This window comes from Ligilactobacillus equi DSM 15833 = JCM 10991 (assembly GCF_001435735.1).
Lineage (GTDB): Bacteria > Bacillota > Bacilli > Lactobacillales > Lactobacillaceae > Ligilactobacillus > Ligilactobacillus equi.
In genome coordinates this window covers 1-7,533 of the sequence record NZ_AZFH01000117.1, presented here as the reverse complement: position 1 = coordinate 7,533, position 7,533 = coordinate 1, and the positions used below count along the sequence as shown (strand labels likewise).

The following is a 7,533-nucleotide window of genomic DNA, read 5'->3' as shown; positions in this document are numbered from 1 at the left end:
TAGCGCCGAGAGTAGTTGGGAGATCGCTCCCTGTGAGGGTAGGACGTTGCTGTGCAACTTATGAAAGTCACTTTGGTGGCTTTTTTTGTACCTAAAACCACCCGTCCTGTTGACTTCAAAAGGATGGGTGGTTTTATAAACTCGATTAATGTTCAATGACAGTTAATGATATACTTTGTGGAAAATCACATCTCAAAGGCTTGACGACTGGCAAAATTAATAACAGTTACTAAACCAATACCAATTAGTCCAACGAAGAAATCGCCTCCCAGAGCAACTTGAATGCTGATATCGGATAAGGCACCGGAAATAAGTGGTTCAGTAAAGGAGGCAATAGCGCCAAAGAAATAGAAAATTCCGGTCACAAATCCGCGTCGAGTAGGGTAAAGTTTCATGAAGACCGTTAAACCAGTTTGCATAATTCCTCCGGCAGCTGAAAAGCCAAAGAGCAGACTAGCAATGTGAGAAAGTAAAGGTGTATGACTCAAGAGAATAATTCCGAGTGCTAAAGTAGCTAAAATATTCATTATAATTAGAATTGGTCCTTCACTAATATTACGATTTAAGAAAATGTACAAACAAAGAACTCCCAAAATGGAACCAACGCTATAAAGTGATAGGAGCAAGTGAGCTTGTGTCGTGTTGAATCCCGCAACCTTTTCACCAAAAAGGGTAATCCATTGGGTAAACCAAATCATAAGTGCCATGGAAGTGTAGCCGTATAAAACTAGGGCTCCTGTAGCAATAATCCGTCCCAAATTACTTTGTTGTCTCTGTTCAATTTTTTCTTGGGTATTTTTCTCATTTTGGTATGGTTGTGGAAATTTTAAAGGTATTAAGAGAATGGCATTTAAAATTAGTAGGACCACCATGGAGATAAAAGACCAGCCAAACCATAAATTTGCTCCATGAATAGCTGCAATTAGGAGAGGCAAGATAAATTCACCCACTGAAACAAAAGCTTTGATAAGCACGGTTGCTTGTCCATTACCATCATTTAATTCTACCAAGGTTGTGTAAGTTCCGGCATCTAACGCAGAATTAGCGATTCCGGCAAGAATTGCGCAGAAGTACGCAAAAATGATGCTTTTTGTAGAAACTATACCAATTGCAAAAAAGAGATAACAAGCCATTCCTAGATAAACAAAGAATTTACGACTTAATTTATCAGAAAGGTATCCAGTAATCAGATAGGCTAATAACCGTCCTATTCCAATTCCTGAGATAACAAAAGAAACCATCTTGAGGCTAGTTGACCAGTAATCGCTTAGCGTTGTCATATTTTGTGCAAGAATAATTAAGCCAAAACCGTGAATAATATAATTGAGATAGAGGCTGAAAACTAAGCGAAAACGCATGTTTTTGGAGAGTATTTGATTAGTCATTAAATCGGTCCTTCCACTATAGATTGTGATATATTTATCAAAGTTTACATTATAAATATAAAACGTTTTCTTTAAAAAATCTAATTGAGAAAGTTAAAGAATTGATAGAAAAAAGTTATAATATTAATAATTTTAAATAAAAAAAGCCACCTAGAGGTGACTTGAGAGTTAAAGAATATTTTTACGCTTTAAGAACCAATAGAGTATTAGCATCAAGGAAACAAGGATACCACTAACCAAAAGCCAAGCAAGGGGTAGCTTCATAAAAGGGAGGTCCACGTTCATACCATAAAATCCGGTCCCAATTGTGGGAATTGTCAGGATGATTGACCAACCAGTTAAAAATTTCATAGTGTCGTTTAGGTTATTATTCAAGATATTATTTGAAGTCCGTGAAATTTTTCCGGTCACATCATTGGCAATTTGCACGACGCGAGAAGCTTGTTCCATTTCAATCAAAATATCGTCCAATTTTTCTTGGGATTCTTTGGTAATTTGAAGTGTCAATGGCGTATGGCGCAAGTCTTCTAACATCATCAAGTTAGTTTTAATACTAGAAGAAAGGTAAATCAAACTTTTTTCAATTTGGGCTAATTGTAATAAGTCGTGGTTAATAATATGACCATTTAACTTACGATCCAAGATATTACGTTCATTATTAATTTTATCTAAGGCTTGGTTAAAGTAGTTCGTGGCATGCAAGAGGAAGGTCATGATAAATTCGGTCGCGGTTGAAACTTCTTTAATGCGGTCAGCCTTAAACTTTTCAAAAACATAGGCAGTTTCATCATTGTGGAAGGTGAAGACCGTTGTACCTTGCAGTAAGAAGATAATTGGACGCGTAGTAAAGTGCTCGACTTCTTTATTGGGCCAAATGGGCACATCATAGACAATCAATTCACTTTGGGTGTGGACATCATAATCATAGTGAGGACGCTCATGGCGGTCCGAAATATAGTTTAAAATCGCGGGGGTTAAGCGAAAAAGACGCTTTAACTGGCGAATATCACTTTCGTTAAGTTCGTTAACATCATACCAAGAATAGTTGAGGGTAGCTTTACCATTAATTTCTTGACGCGTAATCACAATTATCACCTCTCGTAATCAAATTAAGTACTTACCATATTTTAACACAAAGCCCCCCTAATTACTGGAAATTAGGGGGGTATTTTACATACTAGTAGTAGAACGAATAACCTTTACTGGCAGCTCATAACGCTTTTGTTTCAGTGGCTGATGGGGGTCATTAATTCTTTCTTGAAGTAAAGTAACCAAAAGTTTAGCAATTTCCGGAATAGGTTGAGCAATGGTTGTTAGTTCAGGGTGGTAAGTTTGAAGAAAGTTGGTGCCATCAAACCCAACCACCTTTACATCTTGGGGTACCTGCAGACCCATTTGTTGGGAAATTTGAATTACGAGTAAAGCGGTTAAGTCATCAGTACAGACAATTCCATCTACCGTGTGTTTCTGTAAAATTTCTTTGATGATAGCCTTTTTGACCGCAGCAGATTCAGAATAAGCTACCGAATGAACATGGCGAGTTAAGCCGACACTGTCAATAAAATCGAGATACCCCTCTAAACGTGAATTAGTGGGATGAAGGTTGTTGGCAACATTTGCACTACCTAAAAAGAAGATATGACGGCAACCTGCTTGATAGAGTTCACTAGTTGCTAGACGTCCCCCGGAGAAGTTGTCACAAGAAACAATTGGAACTTGATCAGATAAGTTACGGTCAAATGCTACAATTGGCAGTCCTGATTTATTGTAGTCTTCAATGCCTAAGTTGTGAGTTCCAGCAATAATCCCATCAACTTGGTTGGCTTGTAACATTTTAAGATAGTTTTTTTCTTTTTGCGCATTGTAGCCAGCATCGCATAAGATTAATTTATAATCATCAGCAAAACAGGCTTTTTCAATTTCTTCAATTAATTCAGCGAAGAATGGATTGGTAATGGTAGGGAAGATAACCCCAATTAGCTTGGTTGCCTTTCCGTGTAGGGAACGCGCCAAAGAGTTAGGTTGATAATTGAGTTCTTCCATGGCTGCAAACACTTTGGATTTAGTTTTTTCGCTGAGGTAACCGTAATTATTGATAACCCGTGAAACAGTGGTGGCAGAAACGCCAGCTTTTTTGGCTACGTCAATTAATTTTGGTCGCGTCATATTATCACCTAGATTCCTTGAAGTGGCCAGTAAGTTCCAGTGAAGTCAAGAGCAATTTCTGAAGTCAAAGCAATTTGTTGATTATCTGGCTGACTGAAGAAGCGACCAGTAATCACGTGGCGCCCACCGTTAACAAAAATTTCAAAGAGGGAACCGTCAATAAAGATATCGAGTTCTAAGCGGTTAGCCTGGTCAAAGTTAACAGTGCGAGTGGTACCATATTCTTCGTTAAAAGAAATCCCGGTGTGTGCACGATCAACTGTAATGTAACCATGGTCCTGCGTTGAAAAATCAATTTTCAAGCTTTGGCTAGCGTCTTTATTTGCAGCTAGGTGAAGGCTTCCGCTTTGGTTAGCATCTAAATTAAGTTTGAGTTCGTAGTGCTTACCTGCTTGATAGACTAATTGTTGGCGTTGATTGTAGTTGGCTTCGGGGCGTAAAACCGTCCCGGCTTGGCGCAAGTCAGCCATGGCAGGTACAGGTTGTTGTATCAATTTACCGTCTGCATCCAAACTTAAGACTTTGACTTGACTAAGGCAACCGGCCCAGTTTTCGCTATCGCTAGGGTAAGCTAAGTCAGGCAAACCAACCCAAGAAATCGCGTAAGCCTTACCGTTAGGAGCGTTAAAGGCTTGTGTAGCGTAAACATCAAAACCATCGTCAAGGTTAATAGGTGCTTTTTGTTGGGTTTGAAGTTTACCGGCATTAAATTTAAAGTGTTCACCAGCAACATACATATTAGGGTAGATGTTTTGATAATCTGCTACTTCGTGCTCAAGCCCTTGCGGACAAAAAATTAAGACAGGTTTGTCATCAATAAAGACTAAATTTGGACATTCAATCATGTATCCCATAACGTCATCTGTAAAATCAACATAGCCGAGATCTTGCCATTTTTCCAAGTCCTTAGATTTAAAGAGGGCAACTTTTCCAGAAAGGGTGGTTTTATCTTGAGCCCCTAAAATTACGTAGTACTCACCACGATATTTTAATAATTGAGGGTCGCGAAAATGTTCAGTTACATGTTCAGGAGCTTCAATTAATGGCTTAGGGAGTTTAGTAATTTTCCCATTCTTATCTAACCAAGCACCGTTTTGGTAGGAAATTCGTTCCCATTCTTTAGTACGCACGTTGCCGGTATACATTAAAAGTAATTTATCATCGATGACAGCAGCCGAACCAGAGTAGGCACCATGACTATCGAGCGGTGTATCTGGTGCTAAAGCTAAACCTAAATTGCGCCAGTGAACAAGGTCATCACTTACCAAGTGCATCCAAGATTTGAGACCGTGAGCAGCTCCAAATGGGAAGGACTGATAAAAAACATGCCATTGATTATTATAGTAAGAAAAACCATTAGGATCATTTAAAAGTCCTGATTGAGGACGAATGTGGTAGGCCATTTGGTATTGAGAATTAGCTGCTTGAGCTTGAAGCTGAAGGAGTTCTTGTGCACTCCATTCTTCATAGGGTTTATAACGTAGTTCAGTGGTCCATTCCATAGGTTAATTCCTCCTTGAAAAAGTTATTAGATTAATCATGAAAACGTTTATATATCCTCTTTAATTTTAAGTTATTCTCAAATTTATGTCAAACGTTATCAGAAATTGATAATCAGAAAAATCTAGAATAATAATAAAAAGTATGTAAATTTAGAAAAAAATAATTTTTTTATGCTAAACGATTGACATATTTTAAGAATGCGTTATCATAAAAATGTAGCTAAGAGAAATCGGTTACAAGAAATTATATTTGTTATGTTATTCAAAATGAAATTTTGTAAAGGAGTGTCAATTATGGCAATGGATTATAAAAAAGTTGCAACCGATGTCATTAATGCCATTGGTAAAGACAATATGGTCGCTGCCGCTCACTGTGCGACGCGGCTACGTTTAGTACTTAAAGATGACAGCAAGATTGACCAAGCCGCCCTTGACCGTAACGATGGGGTGAAGGGGACTTTTAAGACAAACGGCCAATACCAAGTTATTATCGGACCTGGGGATGTTGATTTCGTTTATGACGAATTAATCAAGCAGACAGGGTTATCAGAAGTTTCGACTGATGATTTAAAGAAAATTGCTGAGTCTAACAACAAGCCAAATCCGGTAATGGCCTTTATTAAGCTCTTGTCAGATATCTTTGTTCCAATTATTCCTGCTTTGGTTGCAGGTGGTTTGTTGATGGCCCTCAACAATTTCTTGACAGCGGCAGGATTATTCGGACCTAAGTCCTTAGTTCAAATGTACCCTAATATCAAGGGTATGTCTGACATGATTCAATTGATGTCAGCAGCGCCGTTTATCTTTATGCCAATTCTAGTCGGGATTTCTGCTGCTAAACGTTTTGGGGCTAACCAATTCTTAGGAGCAGCCATGGGGATGATTATGACCACTCCTGACTTGTTAGGCAAAGATCATTTCTGGAATTTGTTTGGTCTTCACGTTGCACAAACGAATTATGCTTACCAAGTTATTCCAGTGTTGGCTGCCGTTTGGATTTTATCTGTCTTAGAAAAATTCTTCCACAAGCGTTTGCCTTCTGCGGTTGATTTTACGTTTACACCTTTGCTTTCCTTGATGATTACTGGGTTCTTAACCTTCACAATCGTTGGTCCAGTGATGAAGACTGTCTCAGACTGGATTACTAACGGCTTTGTATGGTTATACGATACGACCAGTTTCATCGGGATGGGGCTCTTTGGTTTAACTTACTCAGCTATTGTTATGACTGGTTTACACCAAAGTTTCCCAGCAATCGAAACCCAATTAGTAACAGCCTTTGCTCAAGGCAAGGGTGCTGGGGACTTTATCTTTGTTACTGCTTCGATGGCTAACGTAGCTCAAGGGGCTGCAACTTTTGCCGTTTGGTTTATTACGAAAGATAAGAAGATGAAGGGTCTTTCTTCATCAGCCGGGGTTTCTGCTTTACTTGGGATTACCGAACCAGCTTTATTCGGGGTTAACTTGAAGTACAAGTTCCCATTCTTCTGTGCTTTAATCGGTTCAGGAGTGGCTGCAACTTTTGCCGGCTTAGTTCGTGTTGAAGCTGCTTCTATGGGATCTGCTGGTTTCTTAGGATTCTTATCCATTTACCCTAAGTCAATTCCAATGTACATTGTGGCTGAATTAATTTCCTTCGCTGTAGCCTTTGCTTTGACTTACCTTTACGGTCGCAATCGTATTGCTGCGCTGGAAAATGTATCTGCAGTTGAAACTACAGCTGATGTAGCTCCAGAAGTTGCTCAAGCACAAACAGAAGTTGCCCAAGTTGCTGGTGTGGCTGACGAAGATGTTTTAGCCCCAGTTGCTGGTCAAGTAGTAGATTTATCTCAAGTCAATGATGATGTTTTCTCAACTAAGTTAATGGGTGATGGAGCTGCTATTGTTCCAACTAATGGTGAAGTCTTTGCCCCAGTGGATGGTGAAGTTACCGTTGCTTATGAAACTAAACATGCTTATGGTTTGAAATCAGATGATGGTGCGGAAGTTTTAATTCACATCGGAATTGATACGGTTAATTTGAAAGGGCAATACTTTGAAAGCTTTGTGACGCAAGGTCAAAAGATTAAGAAGGGTGACAAGCTAGGTACCGTTGATTTAGACGCAGTCAAAGCTGCAGGTTACGACACAACGGTGATGGTGATTGTAACTAACACACCAAACTACACTAGTGTAGGTCACGTTGCTGGTCAAGTGAACCATGGTGATAATTTAATCGGGCTTTCAAAATAAGCTTGGCGAACAGTCTAGTTTGAGCTAGGCTGTTTTTCTTTACCAGGAATTAAGGAAATAGTCGCAAAGAAAGAAAAGAATCTTCACAAAAAGGTCATAAATTCACGGTATCTTATAAACATAAGCTAATAACACAAAATAACTTTTTCATAATACTTCTCCCAAGTCGCTAGGTTCCCCAATCTAGCGACTTTTTTATCACAGGGGCAAGAAGACTCCCGAACTTTGTTCGGGTGATGAATTGCCCC

At 39.1% G+C, this 7,533-nt stretch carries 5 protein-coding genes; 1 reads left to right on the top strand and 4 read right to left on the bottom strand.

Annotated elements, in window-relative coordinates; genetic code table 11:
- Window positions 1-185: 185 nt before the first annotated feature.
- The 4 genes from FC36_RS07380 to FC36_RS07365 form a co-directional block, all read right to left on the bottom strand.
- The gene (locus tag FC36_RS07380; protein WP_025021488.1) at window positions 186-1,385 is read right to left on the bottom strand and encodes an MFS transporter; all 1,200 of its coding nucleotides are present in this window, start codon (window positions 1,383-1,385) and stop codon (window positions 186-188) included.
- Window positions 1,386-1,553: 168 nt separating this feature from the next.
- Complete coding sequence (locus tag FC36_RS07375) at window positions 1,554-2,468, bottom strand: magnesium transporter CorA family protein (protein ID WP_025021489.1); 915 nt, start codon at window positions 2,466-2,468, stop codon at window positions 1,554-1,556.
- 87 nt (window positions 2,469-2,555) lie between these two features.
- Window positions 2,556-3,551 carry a LacI family DNA-binding transcriptional regulator gene (locus tag FC36_RS07370; protein WP_023859984.1) on the bottom strand — a complete coding sequence of 332 codons (996 nt, stop codon included), beginning with the start codon at window positions 3,549-3,551 and terminating at the stop codon, window positions 2,556-2,558.
- 8 nt (window positions 3,552-3,559) lie between these two features.
- The gene (locus tag FC36_RS07365) at window positions 3,560-5,053 is read right to left on the bottom strand and encodes a sucrose-6-phosphate hydrolase (protein WP_025021490.1); all 1,494 of its coding nucleotides are present in this window, start codon (window positions 5,051-5,053) and stop codon (window positions 3,560-3,562) included.
- Window positions 5,054-5,353: 300 nt separating this feature from the next.
- Between FC36_RS07365 and FC36_RS07360 the strand changes: the two genes are divergently transcribed.
- Window positions 5,354-7,285: a sucrose-specific PTS transporter subunit IIBC gene (locus FC36_RS07360; protein WP_025021491.1), complete on the top strand. Its 1,932-nt coding sequence runs from the start codon at window positions 5,354-5,356 to the stop codon at window positions 7,283-7,285.
- The last annotated feature ends 248 nt before the right edge of the window (window positions 7,286-7,533 follow it).